This is a genomic window from Mesorhizobium sp. M0676 (genome assembly GCF_040320535.1).
Lineage (GTDB): Bacteria > Pseudomonadota > Alphaproteobacteria > Rhizobiales > Rhizobiaceae > Mesorhizobium.
In genome coordinates this window covers 82,246-103,146 of the sequence record NZ_JAMYPU010000024.1, presented here as the reverse complement: position 1 = coordinate 103,146, position 20,901 = coordinate 82,246, and the positions used below count along the sequence as shown (strand labels likewise).

The 20,901-nt window shown below is 63.2% G+C and carries 22 protein-coding genes; 10 read left to right on the top strand and 12 right to left on the bottom strand.

What is annotated here, in order from left to right; all coding sequences use genetic code 11:
* Window positions 1–412: 412 nt before the first annotated feature.
* The 7 genes from NKI35_RS23825 (at window position 413) to NKI35_RS23795 (ending at window position 7,933) form a co-directional block, all read left to right on the top strand.
* On the top strand, window positions 413–1,621 hold the full coding sequence (locus NKI35_RS23825) for a septal ring lytic transglycosylase RlpA family protein (RefSeq protein WP_031243576.1): 1,209 nt from the start codon (window positions 413–415) through the stop codon (window positions 1,619–1,621).
* 103 nt (window positions 1,622–1,724) lie between these two features.
* Window positions 1,725–2,891: a D-alanyl-D-alanine carboxypeptidase family protein gene (locus tag NKI35_RS23820; RefSeq protein WP_352741609.1), complete on the top strand. Its 1,167-nt coding sequence runs from the start codon at window positions 1,725–1,727 to the stop codon at window positions 2,889–2,891.
* 72 nt (window positions 2,892–2,963) lie between these two features.
* Window positions 2,964–3,638, top strand: coding sequence for a dTMP kinase (tmk, locus tag NKI35_RS23815; protein WP_023668949.1), 675 nt, complete (start codon window positions 2,964–2,966; stop codon window positions 3,636–3,638).
* Entirely contained in the window at window positions 3,635–4,690 is a 1,056-nt protein-coding gene (locus tag NKI35_RS23810) for a DNA polymerase III subunit delta' (protein ID WP_023668948.1), read from the top strand. The genes tmk and NKI35_RS23810 overlap by 4 nt, the downstream gene beginning before the upstream one ends.
* Window positions 4,691–4,781: 91 nt before the next feature.
* Window positions 4,782–6,332, top strand: coding sequence for a methionine--tRNA ligase (gene metG / locus NKI35_RS23805; RefSeq protein ID WP_023668947.1), 1,551 nt, complete (start codon window positions 4,782–4,784; stop codon window positions 6,330–6,332).
* Window positions 6,332–7,120: a TatD family hydrolase gene (locus NKI35_RS23800; protein WP_023734018.1), complete on the top strand. Its 789-nt coding sequence runs from the start codon at window positions 6,332–6,334 to the stop codon at window positions 7,118–7,120. The genes metG and NKI35_RS23800 overlap by 1 nt, the downstream gene beginning before the upstream one ends.
* A gap of 3 nt (window positions 7,121–7,123) precedes the next feature.
* Entirely contained in the window at window positions 7,124–7,933 is an 810-nt protein-coding gene (locus tag NKI35_RS23795) for an MBL fold metallo-hydrolase (RefSeq protein ID WP_023682541.1), read from the top strand.
* A 23-nt stretch (window positions 7,934–7,956) separates the two neighbouring features.
* On the opposite strand, the gene NKI35_RS23790 is transcribed toward NKI35_RS23795, so the two are convergent.
* The 9 genes from NKI35_RS23790 to NKI35_RS23750 all read right to left on the bottom strand — a co-directional run bounded on the left by NKI35_RS23790 (window position 7,957) and on the right by NKI35_RS23750 (window position 15,343).
* Complete coding sequence (locus tag NKI35_RS23790) at window positions 7,957–8,673, bottom strand: GNAT family N-acetyltransferase (protein WP_352741608.1); 717 nt, start codon at window positions 8,671–8,673, stop codon at window positions 7,957–7,959.
* A gap of 377 nt (window positions 8,674–9,050) precedes the next feature.
* Window positions 9,051–9,380, bottom strand: coding sequence for a hypothetical protein (locus NKI35_RS23785; RefSeq protein WP_352741607.1), 330 nt, complete (start codon window positions 9,378–9,380; stop codon window positions 9,051–9,053).
* Between the two features lie 190 nt (window positions 9,381–9,570).
* Window positions 9,571–10,473, bottom strand: coding sequence for an alpha/beta fold hydrolase (locus NKI35_RS23780; protein WP_352741606.1), 903 nt, complete (start codon window positions 10,471–10,473; stop codon window positions 9,571–9,573).
* Between the two features lie 70 nt (window positions 10,474–10,543).
* Window positions 10,544–11,320 (bottom strand): DUF8605 domain-containing protein, encoded by a 777-nt coding sequence (locus NKI35_RS23775; RefSeq protein WP_352512113.1) that lies wholly within the window; start codon window positions 11,318–11,320, stop codon window positions 10,544–10,546.
* A gap of 107 nt (window positions 11,321–11,427) precedes the next feature.
* Window positions 11,428–12,204: a pyrroline-5-carboxylate reductase gene (locus tag NKI35_RS23770; protein WP_352741605.1), complete on the bottom strand. Its 777-nt coding sequence runs from the start codon at window positions 12,202–12,204 to the stop codon at window positions 11,428–11,430.
* Between the two features lie 23 nt (window positions 12,205–12,227).
* Window positions 12,228–13,106 (bottom strand): aldose 1-epimerase family protein, encoded by an 879-nt coding sequence (locus NKI35_RS23765; RefSeq protein ID WP_352741604.1) that lies wholly within the window; start codon window positions 13,104–13,106, stop codon window positions 12,228–12,230.
* A gap of 175 nt (window positions 13,107–13,281) precedes the next feature.
* Window positions 13,282–13,998 carry a Bax inhibitor-1/YccA family protein gene (locus NKI35_RS23760; protein WP_023710521.1) on the bottom strand — a complete coding sequence of 239 codons (717 nt, stop codon included), beginning with the start codon at window positions 13,996–13,998 and terminating at the stop codon, window positions 13,282–13,284.
* A 38-nt stretch (window positions 13,999–14,036) separates the two neighbouring features.
* Complete coding sequence (locus NKI35_RS23755) at window positions 14,037–14,813, bottom strand: anti-sigma factor family protein (RefSeq protein WP_352651863.1); 777 nt, start codon at window positions 14,811–14,813, stop codon at window positions 14,037–14,039.
* Window positions 14,810–15,343, bottom strand: a complete 534-nt coding sequence (locus tag NKI35_RS23750; protein ID WP_502897166.1) for a sigma-70 family RNA polymerase sigma factor — start codon at window positions 15,341–15,343, stop codon at window positions 14,810–14,812. Before NKI35_RS23750 ends, NKI35_RS23755 begins: the two co-directional genes overlap by 4 nt.
* Window positions 15,344–15,518: 175 nt before the next feature.
* On the opposite strand from NKI35_RS23750, the gene NKI35_RS23745 reads away from it, so the two are divergent.
* From NKI35_RS23745 to mazG, 3 genes are all read left to right on the top strand, one after another.
* Entirely contained in the window at window positions 15,519–15,956 is a 438-nt protein-coding gene (locus NKI35_RS23745; protein WP_352741602.1) for a DUF3592 domain-containing protein, read from the top strand.
* Window positions 15,957–16,085: 129 nt separating this feature from the next.
* On the top strand, window positions 16,086–17,270 hold the full coding sequence (locus NKI35_RS23740; protein WP_352741601.1) for an amino acid aminotransferase: 1,185 nt from the start codon (window positions 16,086–16,088) through the stop codon (window positions 17,268–17,270).
* A gap of 80 nt (window positions 17,271–17,350) precedes the next feature.
* Entirely contained in the window at window positions 17,351–18,175 is an 825-nt protein-coding gene (gene mazG, locus NKI35_RS23735; protein WP_352741600.1) for a nucleoside triphosphate pyrophosphohydrolase, read from the top strand.
* A gap of 6 nt (window positions 18,176–18,181) precedes the next feature.
* Here mazG and hflX read toward each other — a convergent pair whose 3' ends face one another.
* The 3 genes from hflX to NKI35_RS23720 form a co-directional block, all read right to left on the bottom strand.
* The gene (gene hflX / locus NKI35_RS23730) at window positions 18,182–19,573 is read right to left on the bottom strand and encodes a GTPase HflX (RefSeq protein WP_352741599.1); all 1,392 of its coding nucleotides are present in this window, start codon (window positions 19,571–19,573) and stop codon (window positions 18,182–18,184) included.
* Complete coding sequence (hfq, locus tag NKI35_RS23725; protein WP_006202172.1) at window positions 19,574–19,819, bottom strand: RNA chaperone Hfq; 246 nt, start codon at window positions 19,817–19,819, stop codon at window positions 19,574–19,576.
* Between the two features lie 145 nt (window positions 19,820–19,964).
* The gene (locus NKI35_RS23720; protein ID WP_352741598.1) at window positions 19,965–20,825 is read right to left on the bottom strand and encodes a D-amino-acid transaminase; all 861 of its coding nucleotides are present in this window, start codon (window positions 20,823–20,825) and stop codon (window positions 19,965–19,967) included.
* Between the last annotated feature and the right edge of the window lie 76 nt (window positions 20,826–20,901).

Genomic DNA, 20,901 nt, shown 5'->3' with positions numbered 1-20,901 from the left:
TCAAGCACCTCCTGCATCACCGCACGGAGCACTTCGTGCAATCCATCCGGGTTCGAAAGCAAAATGTCTTTGACGGCAGCGCTGGCGGTCTTAACTTCAGTCTTGGTCATGGTGGCGTTCCTTCGCGGGAATCAGGTGACGTGAACAATCACCAGCCTGCCATGACCGCCCCCTCTCAGCGAATTTGCAGAACTCTCAGCACACTACCGTCTCGAATGCCTCTCCACAGGCCCGACCGACCCAAGAACTCCGCCACATTCCTGCCCGGTTCCGGACACAATCGATTAATACGCTGATAAACAATTCCTGCGCACAAGGGATGGGGATTGGCGCGTCGCAGGCATTGCTCATCTGGCTCCGCCGAAATTCTAGAAGCGGCGCCTGTGTCGAGACGGTAGGGACATCGGAAAACATGCAGACCACGACGCATCGGCGTCTTCGTCGCGCTCCTGCTTTGGTGTTGTGCGCTCTTTCGGCTGCGTTGCTGGCCGCGTGCGCGTCGCCGCAGTCCGAGCCGAAAGCCATGGTCTACAAGAAGCCTCGCTCGAAGGAATATTTTGCCGAGACCGAATACGGCGTGAAGGCCAGCCCGCGCGTTCAGTACATGCGGCGCGGCGGCGGCCGCGACCAGTTGGGCAAACCCTATCAGGTGCGCGGCAAGTGGTATTACCCCAAGGAAGACAAGCGCTACGCCAAGGTCGGTCTCGCCTCCTGGTATGGCGATGCCTTCCACGGTCGTCTCACAGCCAATGGCGAAGTCTACGACATGACCCATCTGACCGCGGCGCATCCGACCATGCCGCTGCCGAGCTATGCCCGTGTCACCAACACCGAGACCGGAAGCTCGGTCATCGTGCGCGTCAACGACCGCGGCCCCTATCACGAGGGACGCATCATCGATGTCTCGGAACGCGCCGCGCAAATGCTCGACTATGCCAAGGTCGGCACGGCCAGGGTCAAAGTGGAATATATCGGCCGCGCGCCGCTCGACGGCGACGACGACCAATATCTGGTCGCCTCCTATCGCCCGGGCAACAACCGCCCGGACCCGTCCGATGGCTTGCCGACCGGCGTCATGGTGGCGATGAACGGACCTTCGCCGAGCCTATCTGTTGGCGCACCACCTGCCGCAGTGCCGTTTCCTGGTCAGTTGACGAATTCCGACACACAGCCAGTGATGTCGATGCAGGCACCGGGCTCAAGCGATGTGACGCTGCCGGAATTCGGGCCGATCGTGCCTCAGCGCCCGGAATCGCCCTTTGCCGTGGCTTCGCTCTCCTATGCGGATGCACGCGTGCAGCGCGCCGACGTCTTTGCAGCACTCGATGACCAGGGCATGTCACCAGCCGACATCCTGCAATCGTGGAAGAAATCCAACCCGCAGGCGGCGCCTGCCGTTTCCGACTATGTCGCCGCCGGCTCCTTCGACGATGCCGCCGAGGCAAAGCGGGTGGCTGCGGCCCTAAAACCCTTCGGCAGGACGGAAATCCAGAGCACCGAGCTCGACGGCAATGACTGGTACGCGGTCAATCTCTATCCGGATGGCCACGGCAATGTCGACGACCTCTTGCGCGCGGCATGGTCGCATGGCGCGCCGGACGCGCTGGCTGTGCGCAACTGACCAACAAAGGCACGCCGGTTTTGTGATTGCGCGGTTGATCCGCCGGGAAGAAGCCTGATAGCGTTGCGGCAAGTTTCTGCCGGCTAACAGGTCGAGCCTCTTCATGCGATTTCGCCTTTTCCACCCTTTTGCCGGGCTTTTTGGCCTTGGCTTCTTGCTTGCCGCGCTGGTTCCGGCCAACGCGCAGCTTTTCGAGACCAAGGCCACGCAGGCTTTCATGATCGATGCCGAAACCGGCACGGTGCTGTTTTCCAAGGATGCCGACCAACCGATCCCGCCGGCCTCGATGGCCAAGCTGATGACCATGGAGATGGTCTTCAACGCCATCAAGTCGAAGCGCATGAGCCTCGACGACACCTTCGTGGTCTCGGAGAATGCCTGGCGCAAGGGCGGCGCCCCGTCGGGAACGTCGACCATGTTCGCCAAGCTTAAATCGGCGGTGCGGGTCGAGGACCTGATCCAGGGGGTCACCATACAGGCCGCCAATGACGGCTGCATGGTGCTGGCCGAAGGCATGGCCGGCTCGGAAGAGAATTTCGCCGCTCAGATGAACGATCGCGCGCGCCAGATCGGGCTGCCGAAATCGACATTTGTCAATTCCACCGGCCTGCCGGCCGACGGCCAGCAGACGACGGTGCGCGAACTGGCGCAGCTTGGCCTGCATATATGGCGCGAATATCCGGATCTCTATCTCTATTACGGCCGGCCCGATTTCACCTGGAACAAGATCTCGCAAAAGAACCGCAACCCGTTGCTGGCCATGGGCATCGGCGCCGACGGAATGGCGGTCGGGTCGAGCGAGACGGGCGGTTTCGGCATTGTCGGCTCGGTCAGCCATGACGGGACGCGGGTGATCGCCGCGATGAGCGGATTGGCGAACGATCGCGAGCGGGCCGAGGAAGCGCGCAAGCTGCTTGAATGGGGCGTCCGCTCCTTCGAGAAGACCGAGATTTTCGCCAGCAACGAAGTGGTCGGCGAGGCCCAGGTGTTCGGCGGCGCCAAATCCAGCGTAGCGCTGAAGGCAAAGGCGCCCATCGACGTCCTGCTGCCGATCGCCAACCGCGACAAGCTGACCGCCAGGATCGTCTATCAGGGGCCGGTATCGGCGCCGGTGGAGGAGGGACAGCCCGTCGGCGCGCTGCGCGTCTGGATCGGCGACACGCTGAGCCAGGAAACCCCGCTTTTCGCCGCCGAATCGGTTGGCGTCGGCACACTGCCGCAACGAGCGTTTGATGCCGCCAGGGAACTGGCCGTAGGCTGGCTGCGTTGAGTTCCTGCGGCGTGGACCTTTTCTCGGGCGCGGACTAAGACACCAGCGCAAAGCAGGACAAAGGCCTTTCGATTGGCAAGCGGATTTTTCATCACCTTCGAAGGCGGCGAGGGCGCCGGCAAGTCGACGCAGATCGAGCGGCTGGCCCAGAAGATGCGCGCCAAGAAATACGATGTCCTCCTCACCCGCGAACCCGGGGGGTCACCCGGCGCCGAGGCGGTCAGGCACGTGCTCCTGTCCGGCGCCGCCGAGCCTTTCGGGCCGAAAATGGAGGCGTTGCTGTTTGCCGCCGCACGCTCCGACCATGTCGAGCAGGTCATCCGGCCGGCGGTGGAGCGCGGCTCCATCGTGCTTTGCGACCGTTTCCTGGATTCGTCGCGCGTCTATCAGGGCGTCACCGGCGGCCTCGATCCGGCTTTCATGGAAGCTCTGGAGGAGGTCGCCATCAACGGCATGATGCCGGACATGACGCTGATCCTTGACATTGACCCCGCCGAGGGCTTGCGGCGCGCCGCCGCGCGGCGTGGCGCCGAGGACGGTCCGGACCGCTTCGAAAAGGAGACGCTGGACATCCACCAGCGCCGCCGTGACGCCTTCCTGGCGATCGCAGCGGCCGAGCCGGACCGCTGCATCGTGATCGACGCGTCGGCGCCTCCCGCTGCGGTGGAGGATGTCATCACCGCGGTGGTGTTCGCCGCACTTGAGGCGAGGGCGCCCGCGCGCAACCGACAGGCGGCGCCCGCATGATCTTCGAACGCATCGCTCCCGAGCAGCACGACACGCTGGACGGTGTACCGGAGCCGTCCGAGACGCTGCGCCTGGTCGGCCATGAGCAGGCGGCCGCGATGCTCGCTGCCGCCTATCGCTCGGGAAAACTGCCGCATGCGTTGATCTTTGCCGGGCCGGTCGGCATCGGCAAGGCGACGCTTGCCTTTCACCTGGCGCACCATCTGTTGAAGCATCCGGCCTTCGACCAGGCGCCGGACACGTTTGCCGTTCCCGATCCGGCCTCACCGCTGTTTCGCCAGATCGCCACCGGGGCGCATCCCGGCGTGCTGCACCTGACCCGGCCGCTGAACGACAAGACCAAGAGTTTCAAGACCGTCGTCACCGTCGACGAGATCCGCAAGGTCAACCGCTTCCTGTCGCTGACCTCGCATGACGGCAGCTACCGGGTGGTGATCGTCGATCCGGCCGACGACATGAACACCAACGCCGCCAATGCCTTGCTGAAGAACCTCGAGGAGCCGCCGAGCCGCACGCTGTTCATCCTCATCGTGCATGCGCCGGGCAGCCTTTTGCCGACCATCCGTTCGCGCTGCCAGATGGTGCGGCTGACGCCGCTCGATGCCGGCAGCCTGATGAGTGTTCTGGAGACCGTCGAGCCGCCGCCACCTTCCGATCCTGCTGCGCGCGCGGCACTAGCGGAACGGGCAGGGGGCAGCGCCCGCAATGCGATCCTTCTGACCCAATATGGCGGGCTGGAGATTGCCGGCACCCTCGACGCCCTGGTCACGTCGGGCAAGAGCGACATCGCCGGCGCCTATCGCCTTGCCGAGGCCGTCGCCGGCCGCGACCAGGCGATCCAGTTCGACATCTTCAACCGCCGCGCGCTCGATCTGCTCTCCACCGGCGCCAGTGAAGCCGCGCTGGCTGGGGATCTCGCGCGGGCGAAAACGCTGTCCGACACTTGGCACGAGGCGCTGAACGCCATATCTGAGACCGATACCTACAATCTTGACAAGAAGCAGCACGCCTTGACCATGATCGACCGCCTGAATTCCGCAATGCGAATGTGACCGGTTTCGGCATTGGGTCGGGATGGCAATCGCCGTCTCGATGCGATATCCACCGCTCACACTCAATTCGGACATTCATGACGGTTCATTCATGTCACGCGACACATTCTACATCACGACACCGATTTTCTATCCGAACGGCAAGCCGCATATCGGCCACGCCTATACGGTCATTGCGACCGACGCGCTGGCCCGCTTCCAGCGCCTGGACGGCAAGGACGTGCTCTTCCTCACCGGCACTGACGAACACGGCCTCAAGATGCAGCAGACGGCCGAGAAGGAAGGCATAACGCCACTCGCGCTTGCCGACCGCAACTCGGCGATCTTCCGTTCGATGACAGAGGTCCTGGGCGGCTCGAATGATGATTACATCCGCACGACGGAACCACGCCACTACGAGTCGTGCCAGGCGATCTGGAAGGCGATGGCGGCCAATGGCGACATCTATCTCGACCGCTACAGTGGCTGGTATTCGGTCCGCCAGGAAGCCTATTTCGAAGAGAGCGAAACCACGCTCGGCGACGACGGCGTGCGCCGCGAGCCGCTTGGCTCGCCGGTCGAATGGAATGAGGAGGAAAGCTACTTCTTCAGGCTTTCCGCCTATCAGGACAAATTGCTTGCGCTGTACGAAAGCCAGCCCGATTTCGTCGGTCCGGCCGAGCGCCGAAATGAGGTGATGAGCTTCGTCAGGTCCGGCCTCAAGGACATCTCGGTCTCGCGCACGACCTTCAATTGGGGCGTGCCGGTGCCCGGCGACGACAAGCATGTGATGTATGTCTGGGTCGATGCCTTGACCAACTACATCACCGCTGCCGGCTATCCCGACACCAAGGCCGAGCAATGGCGCTACTGGCCGGCCACGCACATTATCGGCAAGGACATCGTCCGCTTCCATGCCGTCTACTGGCCGGCTTTCCTGATGTCGGCCGGCATCGAACTGCCGAAGCGCGTCTTCGCGCATGGCTTCCTGTTCAACCGCGGCGAGAAAATGTCGAAGTCGGTCGGCAATGTCGTAGACCCCTTCACCATGGTCGAGCATTACGGCCTCGACCAGGTGCGCTATTTCTTCTTGCGTGAGGTGCCATTCGGCCAGGACGGCAGCTACAGCCATGACGCGATCGTCAACCGCACAAATGCCGATCTCGCCAACGGTCTCGGCAATCTGGCGCAGCGCTCGCTGTCGATGATCGCCAAGAACTGCGGCGGCGTGGTGCCGCATCGCGGCGAGCTGACCGAAGCCGACAGCGCGATCCTCGACCAGGCGGTGGAAGCGCTGGGTACCGCGCGCCAGGCGATGGCGGAACAGGGCATCCATCTCGCGTTGGCGGCGATCTTCGGCGTTGTGGCGGAAGCGGATCGCTACTTCGCCTCGCAGGCGCCCTGGGCGCTGAAGAAGACCGATCCGGCGCGCATGGAAACAGTGCTGTGGACGACCGCCGAACTGGTGCGGCGCGTGGCATTGCTGTGCCAGCCCTACATTCCGGGGTCGGCCGGCAAGCTGCTGGACCTGCTGGCGGTGCCGGCGGACAAGCGTGACTTCGCGCATGTCCATGCCGACTATGCGCTGGTGCCCGGCACGGCGCTGCCCGCGCCGGAGGGCGTGTTTCCGCGTTATGTCGAAAACCCTGAGGCGAGCGCCTGATGCTCGTCGACAGCCATTGCCATCTCGACTTTCCGGATTTCACCGAGGAGCGGGCGGCCATCGTCGCCCGCGCAAAGGCTGCCGGTATAGGTCACATGGTGACCATCTCGACACGCGTGAAGCGGTTTGCGCAAGTGCTTGAGATTGCCGAGAGTTTCGACGAAATCTATTGCTCGGTCGGCACCCATCCTCACAATGCCGGCGAAGAACTGGATGTGACGGCTGAGGACCTTGTGCGCCTGTCCGCGCACCCGAAGGTGGTGGCGATCGGCGAGGCCGGGCTCGACTATTTTTACGACAAGGCGCCACGCGATGCGCAGGCGCAGGGCTTTCGCACTCACATAGCGGCCGCGCGCGAGACCGGCTTGCCGCTGGTGATCCATTCGCGCGATGCCGATGACGACATGGCTGCCATCCTCGAAGACGAAACAGGGAAGGGCGCCTTCCCCTTCATCCTGCATTGTTTTTCGTCGGGGCGACGGCTGGCAGAGGTCGGCGTGGCGCTTGGTGGCTATGTGTCCTTCTCGGGCATACTGACCTTCAAGAACTCCGCCGATTTACGCGCCATCGCAGCCGATGTGCCGCATGACCGGCTGCTGGTCGAGACCGACGCGCCGTATCTGGCGCCGGTGCCGTTCCGCGGCAAACGCAACGAGCCGGCCTATGTCGCGCATACAGCCAAGGTGCTGGCGGAGACGGTCGGCGTTGGCGAAGCCGAGATCGCGACGCTGACGACGGCAAACTTCTTCCGGCTGTTCGGCAAGATGCCGCGGCCCGCCGGGCTCTGACGCATGAGCGACCGGCTGCGCCTCACCATCCTCGGCTGCGGCTCGTCACCTGGCACGCCGCGCATCACCGGCGATTGGGGCAATTGCGACCCGGCCAATCCGAAAAACCGGCGTACACGCTCAGCCGCGCTCGTCGAGCGGATAGCAGCCAACGGCGCCAGAACCACGGTCGTCATCGACACCGGGCCTGATTTCCGTGAGCAGATGCTGATGGCGGCGGTCCGGCGCATCGACGCCGTCGTCTATACGCATCCGCACGCCGACCACATCCACGGCATCGACGATCTGCGCGGCTACGTGCTGGAGCAGCGCCATTTGATCGATGTCCATGCCGACCAGCCGACCATGCTCAGGCTGCGCGAAGCGTTCGGCTATTGCTTCGAGACGCCGCTTGGCAGTTCCTATCCGCCGATCGTCAGGCCGCACATCATCGATCACGCAAGGGCGGTGACGATCGAAGGCGAGGGCGGTGCCCTCACCCTCGAGCCGCTGCCGCAGATCCATGGCGACATCATTTCGCTCGGCTTCCGCATCGGCGGGCTGGCCTACTGCCCCGATATAAGCGACTTCCCGGATACCACCGCCGAGCGGCTGCGCGGCCTGGAAATGCTGGTCATCGATGCCTTGCAGTACCATACCCATCCCAGTCATCTGTCGCTCGGTCAGGCGCTTGGCTGGATTGAAAAACTGGCGCCGAAACAGGCCGTGCTGACGCATATGCATGTGCCGCTCGACTATGCCACGGTGAAGGCCGAGGTGCCGGCCAACGTCACTCCGGCCTATGACGGCATGGTGATCGAAATTCCTTTATGAGACAGGAGGATACGAGCAGATCTTTATAAGGACGTTCGGTTCTTCGGCGCGAAGATCAGCAGCGTTCCAATCCGCTCATAGCCCATGCGGGGATAAAGCAGTGCTCCGGCACGCGTCGCCAACAGCATCGAGCACCGCGACCCATGCGCTTTGTCGTCATGCAGCATTTTGGCCATCAGCGCCTGGCCGATGCCTCGACGCCGGTGCGAAGGCTCGACAAACATTGCCGAGCACCATGTGGCGCCGACGGCGTCTATGCTGCGCACACGCCCGACGATGGCGTCGCCATCGAGCGCCACATACTGGCGAAACGGCGCATCGTCGCCGAGTTGATCGTCTGGAAGTGGCCGCCTGCGTATGACCTTTCCCAGTTGTGCAGCGCGTTCAGCCGTCCTCACGCGTTCGATAGAGACGATTGCTGGCGGGTCTGGAATTTGGCGCAGCGACTGGACGAAAAAGCCTTCCGTCCGCAGCAGCCGGTAGCCGAGCGCCTTGTAGGCAGTTCGCGTCGGTTCGTCCGGGCCGTCATTCGCGATCACGACCGAAACGGCAAAGCTTGGCCGCGCATGCTGCCGCACGATGGCATCGGCTTCCTCGGCGGCGACGTCATGGACGATCCATTCTTCGCCACGGTAGTCGCGTGCATTCTTGCGCTCGGCATCGCGCATCAGCCACAAGGGTCCGACGCGGCTGGCTTCGTAGGGAAAGGAACGGCTCTTGTCGGTACTGAAGCCGTGCACGAACACTTCGATCGCCGCTTCGATGTCACGCTTTCCTGTTCATCGACACAGCGTAGCGTTGGCCAACGGCTCAAGGCAACACGCGTCGGTCATGCCATGAAATCCGCGTCATTTCCCAGCTGCAACCTGATGCATAAGTTCCATAATCTATCTTATGCGACTTTCATATGTGGCTGCTGCTTCCATTAGGGGCGTGCCAATATACGCCCTGCTGACTGAGATGCAGGCCGGCGGCTCTGATTGCTTGGCGGGAGGAACGTTGACGAAGCAGTGGCGAAATGAGTTGGCGTGGTCTTCATTTCTCAAGGGATGGCGCCTTTCGCAAAGGCCTCGACTTCCTGCTCGACGGGCTGGCACCAGGATAACGAACAGGAGCGTCATCCCGAAAAGCTTTCCAGGAGGCCGCTGAAGGCTGCTGCGATTGCAACAAGATGGAAGACGCCAAGGGCCAGCCATCTGGAGCCGCCGGCGCCCGCAACAAATGCCCCATAGGCAGGAAACTGCAGCGCAGCCAATCCGATGGAAAGGCCGGTGATCCTTGTGTTGGTCAACAGCGTTGCCAGCATGGGGACCGGATAGAGAAGTCGCGCCAGCCCATAGTCGCCATGCCCGGCTCCGGCCGAATAGAGCGCCAGGAAAAAGGCGACGGGCGTGATACCGAGGCCGACAAGGAACCCTGCCCGCGAGGAGAATTTTGGCGACGTCATCTGGCCATGGCCATGGCGGCCGGTGGGTCGCGGTCGTCAGGCGCGAGCTTGGACGAAGTGACAAGCAGATTCTCCTGATCGGCCCGCGACTTCGGCTCGATCGCGATTTGCAGCAGAGGCCAGGGCGCGGCAGACTTCTCCATCATGACGCCATGGTTGCAGATTGATCGGGTGGCCGCAACGGAGGGGTCTACGCCCGGCCGGCCGCCCGGCCCGTCCCTTTCGCTTCCTGACTGTGGACGCGCGCCAGAAAATCGCGCACCAGGGGAAGCGCCTCATCGAAATGGGTTTCGAGCAGCCAGTGGCCGGCGCCGCCGATGAGATGAAGTTCTGCTTCCGGCAAATCGCGGTGGTAGGCATGCGCCGATTGTGCCGGCATGTAACCATCCTCGGGGCCCCAGACAATGAGCGTCTGCGGTTGGTGCTCGCGCAGATAGCTCTGATAGCGCGGGAACCAGCCGAGGTTCGCCTCCAGCTTCTCCATCAGGCCGACCGCGAGCCGCCGGCGGATCGGCGTGTCCATCAAAGGCCAGTGGAGTTTCCAAAGATCGGGAGGCACGCGCTCGGCTACAGCGTAATCCACCTCTCCGATAAACTCGTGCCGGAATCCCTCCTCGCTCACCGCCTCTTCCAACGGCCGGTGCTTTTCGGGCGTCTTTTCCTTCCAATAGGCTTTTATCCCAGCGTATTTCGGCCCGAGAACATCCTGGTATATATCGCCGTTCTGGATGATGAGTGCGGCGATGCGCTCGGGATGTGCGATGGCGTGGCGCAGTCCGATCTGAGAGCCGTAATCGTGCAGCCAGAGCGCATAGCGCGACGTGCCGAGCGCATCGGCGAAAGCTGTCAGAAACCCGGCATAGGCATCGAAATCATAGCCAAAGTCCGACATTTCGGGCGTGCCGCTGTAGCCAAAGCCGGGAAAGTCCGGCGCGAATGTATGCCACCGATCGGCAAGTGCCGGCATCAACCGTCGGAATTGATAGGACGAGCACGGATAGCCGTGCGGCAGGAGAAGGACGGGAGCATCAGGCGGGCCGTCCTCGCGATAGAAGATGCTGTTTCCGTCAATGTCGATCCGGCGATGTTGCAATTATACCTCCTTGCTCAAAGCTTGCCCGCCACTTTGTTTACGGCGCTCGGGCAAGAAGGTTCCCTTGAAGTCAGGGCGTGACGGCTTCCGGCTCTCCATTGCCCGACAGGATCTGCAGCGTTCCGCGCGTGGCGTTGCGGAACGCATCGTCGAAACTGACGCCACGTACCTGCCAGCGATACTCCTTATCCTTGAAGCTGAGCCGCCAGTCGCCGACCCAGCCCAGCGCTTCCTGGCGCCATACCAAAGTGCCGGCAAGCAGGGCGTCCCCATCCAGCGTGTTGGCCACGTCGGCGAGCGCGACGTCGGACGGCCGAGGCAACTCCAGCGGCAAACCGGTCCGGTGCGCCGCGTCCGCCAGCGCAACGCGCATATCCGCCGCAAGCTCGCCGCCGCCATCGCGCACCAGCGTGAAGCCGTCGCCTTTCATCGGCCTTACATCCAGCAGTGCGACGATTTTTGGCCGCGGCACCGCCCACGGTTTGCGCCCGAGCGACGCCAGCAAGGCATCGATCTTGTCCGGGTCGAAATCGGCGGTGATGTAATGCGGCCGGTCGTGGGTGCCCTGCTCGTCATGCGGCGGGCGGTTGTTGAGCAGGTCGCGGTAGCCGACACCAGTGACATAGTCGGCCGCGTGCCGGCTCATGTCCGCAACACGCGGGTCGCCGATCAGCCGCGGGTCGCCGGAAACCTTGACCAGCACCTCTTCAAGGCACGGCGCCAGGCCCCAGGCCCGGTTCTCCTCGCCAGTGCCGCTGGTCACCGATTGCGCGCGGTAGAGGCTGGCGCGGTCGATGTCGGCGGCAGCGACCGGAAAGACAATCAGCACAGCCAGCGCCGCTGCCACAAAGCCCAATTTCAAGCATCCAGGCACCCGCCGACCCTCCCGAAACGGTCCGGAACATCCGTTGGAGCCATACTCCTGATCATCAGGGAATTTCAAGGTACCGCCCATCAAGGCGTATCGCCGACGATGCGCCGGTGTACGCCGTCCAGGCTCTCGGTGAGCGCCTCGAACACGTTTCGCGCCGTGAGTTCGCGAAGAACCTGTTCGTTGATGCCGCCGCGCGTCGCATAGTCCTGCGCCAGATGCATGAAGTCGGCATCCGGCGACATATCAGGAGCGCATCCCAAGGCTTTGAAAAGCGAGGCGATGTAATCGCGCCCCTTCCCTTCCTCCACGCCATTCCTCTTGAGCCAGCTGTTGATCGTATCGAGATATCTGAAGTAGCTGGCATAGGTTGCGGCGGCCACGCTCAACGCATTGAATTCGGCTGGGTTCTCGACCTCGATCACTTTCCCCAGATTGCCAAACAAGGCAGCGACAGTGGCATCCGGCGGGCAGATGATCGTTGCCCCCAGCCGGTGGGCGATCATCGGCATGGGCAGCGCTTTCGTCACCTGGTGCGCGGGTGCGGTCAAGCCGGCAATCTCCTCGCGCGGCAGCGTGGCGATCAAGCTGATGAGGTGATGCTCGCGCCGAAACCGCAAACCCGGCAGGACGTCATGCGCAATTTGCGGCCGGACAGCCAGCATGACTAGGTCGCATTGATCGAGAACCGCCTGATTGTCATCAGCGATACACACATCCGGATAACGGGCTGCCAGCTCTGCGGCGATCTCTTCATTGCGCGGCGACAGCAGCACGGAGACGGAGTTATCCGCGACGGATTTGAGCCCGCTGACAATGGCCGCTGTAAGGGCACCCGTGCCGATGAAGCCAAGTTTCATCGCGCCTGTCTCTGGTTCATCGGTCACAGCGGCGCATGGTCGAGCCGTACCTGATAGCTCAGCACGCGCTTTTCACCGGGCGCGATCAGCATCACGCCCGGCTTGTCCGCGAACTCGCCATCGAAATCCACGGGGCTGGCAAGCCCGTGCCAGGGTTCGATACACAGGAACGGAGCGCCGCCCGGCTTCGACCAGATGCCCAATTCCTTAAAACCCTGCCACGACATCTCGATCGCCGCACCGTTCGCGGCGGCATAGCGCACGCTGGTGCTGGCCGGCCGGTCGAGGATCACGGCGTCTGCCTCGAACAGCTGTTCGGAAAGCGCCAGCGTTTTGCCTTCGATGGGCGTCGGCTGTGGTGCAGCCACCACCAGGCCATCCTTCAGCCGGCGGATCGGCGCCGGCTCGTTCTGGGCAAAGGTCAGGTGGTAGTCTGTCTTGGCGAGCCCCGGCTGCAATGGCCAATTGAAAGCCGGATGTGCACCGATGGAGGCTGGCAGCGTCTCGTCGCCGGTGTCGGCAATCTCGAAGCTCACACCAAGTTCGCGACGCTCGAGCGTGTAGGTGATGGCAAGGCGAAAGGCGAACGGATAGCGCGTGCGTGTATCGGCATCGTCGGTCAACACCAGCGTGCAGGATCGGGGGCTCGCGTCAGCCCACACAAACGGCTTGTCGCGGGCAAATCCGTGCTGCGTCAGGGGATAGACCTGGCCCCGATGGCGAAGCTGGTCGCCCTTCAGCCGGCCGACGATCGGAAACAGCACCGGCGAATGCCGCCGCCATTCCGGCCCGGCCTGCCACAAAAACTCCAGACCCTCGGCATCGCGCAAGGAGACGAGCTCGGCCCCCTGCCCGACAATGGTCGCCGAAATGCCGTCGCCGTGAAGCGTCACTTGTTCCATGCGTTCTCGCGGAAAGCTGCGTGCGAGCGGCAGGTTAGCAAAAGCCCGCATGGACTCAAGGGCGCAGCGACATCGCGCTGATAGAGGAGCGATGTCTCGACTGCAAAAACGACAGTGGCCGGAGATTCTCCTCCGGCCACTGCGAGATCGAGATTGTTGCCCTGCTACGGTTCGACTATTCGCGCTCGCCGGTGAAATTCAGCAACAGCTGGAAGATGTTGACGAAGTTCAGGTACAGCGACAGCGCGCCGAAGACGGCGAGCTTCTGCTGCGATTCCGCATCGAAATTCTCCGCATACTGTTCCTTGATCGTCTGCGTGTCCCAGGCGGTCAGGCCGACAAAGACGGCAATGCCGATCACCGAGATGGCGAACTGCAGCGCGGTGGAGCCAAGGAAGATGTTGACGACGCTGGCGATCACCACACCGATCAGGCCCATGATCAGGAAGGACGAGAACTGGGTCAGGTCGCGCTTGGTCGTGTAGCCGTAGAGGCTGGTGGCGCCGAACATCGTGGCGGTGATGAAGAAGGTGCGCGCGATGCTGGTGCCGGTGAAGACCAGGAACACCGAAGCCAGCGACAGGCCCATCACCGCGCAGAAGGCCCAGAACATCAACTGGGCGCTCGCCGCCGACATCGTCTGCATCTTGAACGAGAACAGCAGCACGAAGGCGAGCGGCGCCAGCATCACCACCCATTTCAGCGGGCTGGAAAAGATCGGCACGTAGAGGGCCGGCGTCGAAGCGACCACCATGGCGACGATGCCGGTGACGACGAGGCCGATGCCCATATAGTTATAGACACGCAGCATGTGGCTGCGCAGGCCCTCGTCATAGACGGCGCCGGCGCGCGCGCCAGTGCCCATGCGGTATCCGAGGTCAGGGGTATTCATGCGGGTTCTCCTTATGTGGTCTCAGTAAAGTGTCCTGATCAGTAAAGTGTCTTGGCAAGCGTCTCGGCGGCGCGGTCGAGGTCGTGGACATCGCTGCGCGCGACGACCGCGTACGCGACCTCGCCGATCTGGAAATAGGCAGAGGAGATGTCGCCGGAGGGCGCGATGGCAGGCTTGACCACGTCGAAGGTTCCGGGCCGGATCGCAAACAGCGAGACCAGCCCCATATCCTTCGTCTCCAGCGCCACTTCGACGCTCGGCCCGAAGCGCGACGGATAGATCTGCACGTCGCGGACCTTCCAGTCCTTGGGCAGCGATGGCATGACGATTGCGGTGGCGGCGCGGATTTCGTCGCCATTGTAGTTGGGCGCCTCCAGCTGCGAGGGCATCGCCTCGCGCATGAGCGTCGTCTTGTGCGCCCGGATCGCTTCTTCGACATAGGCGGGCGGCGGCGGCGAAGCCACGACCTTGGTCACCAGCAGCGGCCCGAAGAGGCCGTTCGCCAGCCAGCCGGCAGCGACAAAGACGGCGACCGCGGCCGCCCGCTGCAGCACGGCGAAGACGCGGCGACTGGCCAGTCCCCTGCCCAGCCGGCGCGCGACTTCAGTCGTCGCCGGCCGCGCCATTCCTGTGGAAGCAGCCAGCGCCAGGCGCAGCTCGTCGCGCGTCCTCAAGTCGGACATCACCCGCGCCGCAGCCTCCGGACGAGCCGACAGGAACGCCTCGACCTCGATGCGGCGCGCGACATCCAGCTGGTCGTCGACATAAGAATCGAGATCGGTATCGGTCACCGGGTCCCGCAACAGGTCGGTCATGACGGGTCTCCCACGATCCTCAGATGGCTTTTGGCCGGCGAAGGTGCAGCGTTTTCCGTCTCGCGCAGTGCTGCGCGCGCCCTGCCGATGCGCGACATCAGCGTGCCCAGCGGCACCCCGCTGGCGTCGGCGGCCTGCTGGTAGGAAAGGCCCTCGATGGCGACCAGATGCAGCGCCGAACGCTGCTCCTCCGGCAGATGGAAAAAGGCCTCGCGCACCTGCGCCAGGCGCACGGAATGTTCCTGCGGCGCCGGCGTGCTGGCATCGGTGAGATAGCCGGCCTGCTCGACGCGCACCGCTTCCGACCGGCGCGAGCGCATCTTGTCGATGAAAGCGTTGTGGACGATCGACAGCAGCCATGCCCGCAGATTACCGCCCGAGCGGAATGTGTCGCGCCGCTCATAGGCGCGCACCAGCGCATCGTGCACCAGATCCTCGGCGTCAGTGCCGTCGCGCGTCAGCGAGCGTGCGTAGCGCCTGAGCGAACCCAGCTGTCCGACAATATCGAAGCGTGGCATCGACCGTTTCATGCCCTGTTTACGAAACAGGCGGGGATCTTAATCCATCGCCACTAAACTTTTTTGCGTCGCCACAATAGGCATCATGCAATCAGAAGTCCGCTTCGCAATCACCCCATCTCCCGCGCGGCAGATGTTTGCTCTATGATGACGATCTAGCCTTCTCCGTCGTTGCCGGGAGCAAAAGATGGCCAATGGTAGTCGTGTAACGGGTTTTGCGGCGCTGCCGGTCGTCGGCAGGGTGTTCATCATCTTTGGCATTGTCGGACTGATCGCTTCCGGCGTGCTGGCCATCGTCGAGATGTACGGCCCTCGTACCGCTTCGGCGACAGGCAGGATTGTCGCCGCCGAATACAATCCCCGCATCGAGTTCTCGACCGCCGACGGCACCGTCATCCGCTTCAACAATGCCGTCCACAGCTCGTTCTGGGGTGATGGCGACAGCGTCCCTGTCGCTTACGACCCAACCAATCCGCAAAATGCCTCGGTCGACAGCTTCGCCGGACGCTGGTTCCTTGCCGGGCTGGCCGGCATGCTCGGCGGTTTCTTCCTGCTGATCGGCATCGGTCTCTCCCTGATTGGACGGGTGCTTATCCGGCGGATTGGAATGAACCCGTCGCCATAGCCGCCGACCCCTGCCGGACAGACAAAGCTTGGCGTAACGGTCCCGCACGGCGAGCGGCCGGCGCAAGTGGAAGCACTGGCGAAACGCGGCCGCTTTGCGTATTACTCCGCCGCCATTGGAGCCGTATTGATGTTCGAGACCCTGCAACCTGCCCCGGCTGACAAGATCATCGCCTTGATCGGCCTCTATCGCGCCGATCCGCGCCCCGGCAAGATCGATCTCGGCGTCGGCGTCTACAAGGACCGCGACGGCAGGACGCCGGTCATGCGCGCCCTGCGCGAGGCCGAGAAGCGGTTGCTGCAGGACCAGGACACCAAGACCTATCTCGGCCTTGCCGGGGACACCGGCTTCAACACGGCGATGGTCAAGCTGGCCTTCGGCCCCGCTGCCGACATGACGCGCATCCGCGCCGCGCAAGCGCCCGGCGGTTCCGGCGCGCTGCGGCTGGTGGCGGAGCTGTTGAAGCGGACCCGCCCCGACGCAACCGTCTGGCTGTCGGACCCGACATGGCCGAACCACCCGCCGGTGATGCGCGGGGCCGGCCTCACGGTGCGCGATTATCCCTATTTCGATGCCGTTTCCGGCGCGGTGCGCTTCGACGAGATGCTGGCAACGCTTGGCGCAGCCGAGCCCGGCGATATCGTGCTGCTGCATGGCTGCTGCCATAACCCGACCGGCGCCAATCTCGATATCGCGCAATGGGCCAGCGTCACCGATCTTGTCGTCGAGCGCGGGCTGTTGCCCTTTGTCGACATTGCCTATCAGGGCTTTGGCGAAGGCCTGGACGCCGATGCGGCCGGCTTGCGCCTTCTCGCGGGCAAGGTGCCTGAAATGGTCGTTGCCTCGAGCTGCTCGAAGAACTTTGCCGTCTACCGCGACCGCGTCGGCGCGGCGATGATCCTGGCGAAGGATGGTGCGCAAGCCGATGTGGCGATGAGCCAGATGCTGGCGGCGGCGCGCGCCATGTATTCGATGCCGCCGGACCATGGCGCCGCCGCCGTGCGCATGGTGCTGGAAGATGATGGCCTTCGCGCCGACTGGGAGGCGGAGCTGGAGGAGATGCGGCTGCGCATGCTGAGGATGCGCGTCCAGTTCGCCGACGCGCTGCGCCGGCAGTCCAACTCCGACCGCTTCGACTTCATCGCCAGCCATCGCGGCATGTTTTCCAGGCTTGGCCTGACCGAGGCGCAAGTCGAGCGGCTGCGTGCCGAGTATGGCATCTACATGGTCGGCGACAGCCGCATCAACGTTGCCGGCCTGCCCGAGGACGGCATGGATGACCTCGCCAAGGCGGTTGTGTCGGTACTCGGCTGATACGGCTGAGCTGTGGACAAGGTCAGGCCGCCAGCTGACAGCGTTGGCCGCACGACAGGCAGCGGGATAGCATTCGCCGCATGAAACCTTCGCGCGACATTTCCCGGCTGATCGAGATCATGGCGGCGCTCAGGGCGCCGAAGACCGGCTGTCCCTGGGACATCGAGCAGGATTTCTCGACCATCGCACCCTATACGATCGAGGAAGCCTACGAGGTGGCGGACGCCATTGCGCGCGGCGATCTCGACGATCTGCGCGACGAATTAGGCGATCTCCTGCTGCAGGTCGTCTACCACGCGCAGATGGCTGAGGAAGCCGGCGATTTTGCCTTCGGTGATGTGGTCGAGGCCATCACCACCAAGATGATCCGGCGCCATCCGCATGTCTTCGGCGACGAGAAGGCGCGCAGCGCCGGCATGGCAAAGGGCATGTGGGAAAAGATCAAGGCTGAGGAAAAAGCCGAAAAGCGAAGTGCGCGCCTCGCCCGCGGCCTCGACCCCGAGGACAATGGCAAGGGTTTCCTGGACAGCGTGCCCGTCGCCCTGCCCGCTTTGACTCGTGCGCTGAAGCTGCAGGAAAAGGCAGCACGTGTCGGTTTCGACTGGAGCGAGGCAGCACCCATCCTCGACAAGATCGAGGAAGAGATCGGCGAGCTGCGCGAGGCACTGGCCAAGGGCGAAACGGCTGAGATCAAGGACGAATTCGGCGACATGCTGTTTGCCGTCGTCAATCTGGGGCGTCACCTCAAGCTCGATTCGGAAGCGGCGCTTAGCGGCACCAACGAAAAGTTCCGCTCGCGCTTCCACTATGTCGAGCGCGCGATCGATGCATCGGGAAGCACGCTCGAAAAAGCCACGCTGGACGAGATGGAAGTGCTCTGGCAGCAGGCCAAGAGCGCGAAATAATCAGGCTTACTGCCTGTTTTTGCGGTGCAATCGGCTTTCGATCTCATGCCGCGCGCTGTGCGTGGCCTTGAGCGAGATGGTCGCGCTGCCATCCTCATTGTCTACCCGCGAAACGACGTCGCCATTGCGGTAGAGCCAGTCGACAAGGCCGAACTGCGCCGGTTCGATCGTCACCGTCAATTCCTCCAGTTCGCCCGACATCCTGGTCTCGATCAGCGCCTTCAGCGCATCGATGCCTTCGCCGGTGACGGCCGAGATGGCGATCGGCGGCGCCTTGTTGGCGTCAGTGCCGTCGGCGAGCAGGCGCTCCCGGTTGCCGTCGTCGAGAAGGTCGACCTTGTTCCACACTTCGACGACGCGCTTGGCATCGCCGGCATCGACGCCGAGATCGGCGAGAATGCGCTCGACGTCCTCGGCTTGCGCTGCGGTATCCGGATCCGAAATATCGCGCAGGTGGATGACCAGATCGGCCTCGACGACCTCTTCCAGTGTGGCCCGGAAGGCGGCGACCAGATGCGTCGGCAGGTCCGAAATGAAGCCGACTGTGTCCGACAGGATGATCGGCGTGCCGTGCGGCAGGCGCACGCGGCGCAGCGTCGGGTCGAGCGTTGCAAACAGCATGTCTTCGGCCAGCACGTCGGCCCCGGTCAGCCGGTTGAACAGCGTCGACTTTCCGGCATTGGTGTAGCCGACGATCGCCACCACCGGGAACGGCACCTTCTTGCGCTTGGCGCGGTGCAGGTCGCGGGTGCGGCGCACCGTTTCCAGCTCATGCTTGAGCTTGATGATTTTTTCCTGCAGCTGCCGCCGGTCCGACTCGATCTGGGTTTCGCCGGGGCCGCCGAGGAAGCCGGCGCCGCCGCGCTGGCGTTCAAGGTGGGTCCAGCTCCGCACCAGGCGGCCCTTCTGGTAGTTGAGATGGGCAAGTTCGACCTGCAGCGTGCCCTCCTTGGTCCGCGCGCGCTCGCCAAAAATCTCCAGGATCAATCCGGTGCGGTCGAGCACCTTGGCATTCATTTCTTTTTCGAGATTGCGCTGCTGCACCGGCGTGAGCGGATGGTCGACGATGACCACCTCCGCGTGACCCTCTTTGACGATCTCGGCGAATTCCGCGACCTTGCCGCTGCCGAGCAAGGTTGCCGGGCGTGGATCGTTGACGGTGACCACCGCCGTGTGGATCAGATCCAGGTTGATGGCGCGGGCAAGGCCGACCGCTTCGTCGTGGCGCGCATCCGCCGAACGCGTCAGCCGTGGACGGTTCGTTTCGTCATCGTTGCGCTGATGCCGGGTAAGCACCGGCACAATGACAACCGCCCGGGTCGGACCTGTGGCTTCCGTCCCGGAATTATGTGCTGGTTTCCCGCGGACGCCGCGGTCCGCGTCTTTTTCACGTGCCAATCAGGCGCCCTGGCTTTCCTCGCCATCGAACATCTGAACCGGCTGGCTCGGCATGATCGTGGAAATGGCATGCTTGTAGACGAGCTGGGAGTGGCCGTCACGGCGCAGCAGAACACAAAAATTGTCGAAGGAAGTGACCACGCCGGTCAGCTTGACGCCGTTGATGAGAAAGATGGTGAGTGGATTTTTGCTCTTGCGAACAGAATTCAGGAACAGGTCCTGAAGGTTTTGCGATCGTTCCGCCATTGTTCTTGTCTTTCGCCGATCCCCTTCGGTTTGCAGGCTAATGCGCCAAATTAGCGGGCACATGTCAAGCTTGCAAACACCCCCTTGCCGTCAGTAGCGACAAGCAGAACGAGATATATTGATGTGCAGTCCGTCTGTGCGGTTATCAGGCTGGACTTTTTTCCGCAACGTCAAAAAAGGCTTGCCGCAATGAAAGTGTTATCGAACCGGGGTGCCCATTGGCGACCGCGGCACCGTCGATTGCCACGACCGGCATGGCGATTGTCGTTGCCGAACTGATGAAAGCTTCTCGCGCAGCCTTGGCTTCAGTGACTGAAAAACCGCGCTCCTCGATCGTCAACCCGAGCTTTGCCGCCACTTCGAACATGGTCGTGCGGGTGATGCCGCGCAGGATGCCATGCTCCGCCGGCCGGGTGACCAGAACGCCGTCCCTTGTAACGATCCAGGCGTTGGACGAGCCGCCCTCCTTGACGTTGCCATCGGTGTCGACGAACCAGGCTTCCTGGGCGCCGGCCTCCTTGGCTTTCTGCTTGGCCAGCACGTTGGGCAGCAGGCCGGTGCTCTTGATGTCGACCCGGTCCCAACGGTTTTCCGGCACGGTGATGACGTTGATGCCCGCCTCGGCTCGCTTGGCGGCGGCCGCCGGGTCGGCCTTTCTGGCCGTAATCACCAGCGATGACGGTGTATCGGCCGGGAAAACGAAGTCGCGGCTGGCAACACCGCGCGTAACCTGGACATAGACCAGGCCGTTGACGACGTGGTTGCGCCGGACGATTTCGCGCAGAAGAAACGGCAGCACGCCCTTGGTGACCGGCCAGTTGATCGACAATTCGCTAAGCGAGCGGTTCAGCCGGGCAAGATGGCGCGGCATGTCGACGACAAAGCCCTGCGCCACCTCGCAGACCTCGTAGACGCCGTCGGCGAACTGATAGCCGCGATCCTCGATATGCACGGCAGCGTCGGCATGGGCGACATAGCGCCCGTTCACATAGGCAATGCGCGGCATGGGTTATCCCTCAGAACAGTCTCGCTATTTCTAGGCGATTCCGCCGCTGCCGTAACCGGCAATTGCACGGGCCACG

Coding starts and splice junctions, on each gene's coding strand:
- NKI35_RS23820 (WP_352741609.1), top strand. CDS start 1,725: ATGCGATTTCGCCTTTTCCACCCTTTTGCCGGGCTTTTTGGCCTTGGC.
- NKI35_RS23810 (WP_023668948.1), top strand. CDS start 3,635: ATGATCTTCGAACGCATCGCTCCCGAGCAGCACGACACGCTGGACGGT.
- hfq (WP_006202172.1), bottom strand. CDS start 19,819: ATGGCGGAACGATCGCAAAACCTTCAGGACCTGTTCCTGAATTCTGTT.
- NKI35_RS23765 (WP_352741604.1), bottom strand. CDS start 13,106: ATGGAACAAGTGACGCTTCACGGCGACGGCATTTCGGCGACCATTGTC.
- NKI35_RS23785 (WP_352741607.1), bottom strand. CDS start 9,380: ATGACGTCGCCAAAATTCTCCTCGCGGGCAGGGTTCCTTGTCGGCCTC.
- metG (WP_023668947.1), top strand. CDS start 4,782: ATGTCACGCGACACATTCTACATCACGACACCGATTTTCTATCCGAAC.
- NKI35_RS23800 (WP_023734018.1), top strand. CDS start 6,332: ATGCTCGTCGACAGCCATTGCCATCTCGACTTTCCGGATTTCACCGAG.
- mazG (WP_352741600.1), top strand. CDS start 17,351: ATGAAACCTTCGCGCGACATTTCCCGGCTGATCGAGATCATGGCGGCG.
- NKI35_RS23795 (WP_023682541.1), top strand. CDS start 7,124: ATGAGCGACCGGCTGCGCCTCACCATCCTCGGCTGCGGCTCGTCACCT.
- NKI35_RS23750 (WP_502897166.1), bottom strand. CDS start 15,343: ATGAAACGGTCGATGCCACGCTTCGATATTGTCGGACAGCTGGGTTCG.
- NKI35_RS23740 (WP_352741601.1), top strand. CDS start 16,086: ATGTTCGAGACCCTGCAACCTGCCCCGGCTGACAAGATCATCGCCTTG.
- NKI35_RS23720 (WP_352741598.1), bottom strand. CDS start 20,825: ATGCCGCGCATTGCCTATGTGAACGGGCGCTATGTCGCCCATGCCGAC.
- NKI35_RS23760 (WP_023710521.1), bottom strand. CDS start 13,998: ATGAATACCCCTGACCTCGGATACCGCATGGGCACTGGCGCGCGCGCC.
- NKI35_RS23755 (WP_352651863.1), bottom strand. CDS start 14,813: ATGACCGACCTGTTGCGGGACCCGGTGACCGATACCGATCTCGATTCT.
- NKI35_RS23770 (WP_352741605.1), bottom strand. CDS start 12,204: ATGAAACTTGGCTTCATCGGCACGGGTGCCCTTACAGCGGCCATTGTC.
- NKI35_RS23745 (WP_352741602.1), top strand. CDS start 15,519: ATGGCCAATGGTAGTCGTGTAACGGGTTTTGCGGCGCTGCCGGTCGTC.
- NKI35_RS23825 (WP_031243576.1), top strand. CDS start 413: ATGCAGACCACGACGCATCGGCGTCTTCGTCGCGCTCCTGCTTTGGTG.